Consider the following 297-nt stretch of genomic DNA (forward strand, 5'->3'; position numbering starts at 1 on the left):
CTCATCCGACCCGGCGCCGGCCAGCCTAAGCGCAAAATTCTGCAGGCCGGGATTGTGGCCGATCACGAGCAGGTTGGTCGCCTTGGCCCGCCGCACGCACGCCAGGATGGTGGCCGGGGCCGCCTCGTAGAGCTCTTCCGCGAATTGCGCGGACACATGCTTCGGCAGTTCCTGAGCGACCAGCCGCCAGGTATCGCGGGTGCGCAGCGCCGGCGAGACCAGCGCGAGCTCTGGCAGCCAGCCGCGCCGCGAAAGCTCGCGCCCGATCAGCGGCGCCGTCTTCAGCCCGCGCGGGGC

Annotated in this window: 1 pseudogene; it reads right to left on the reverse strand. The window is 71.4% G+C overall.

What is annotated here, in order from left to right:
• Positions 1 to 297, reverse strand: a pseudogene (locus tag EN786_RS37090) (histidine phosphatase family protein); the annotation flags it as partial.

Source organism: Mesorhizobium sp. M4B.F.Ca.ET.143.01.1.1, from assembly GCF_004792275.1.
Lineage (GTDB): Bacteria > Pseudomonadota > Alphaproteobacteria > Rhizobiales > Rhizobiaceae > Mesorhizobium > Mesorhizobium abyssinicae.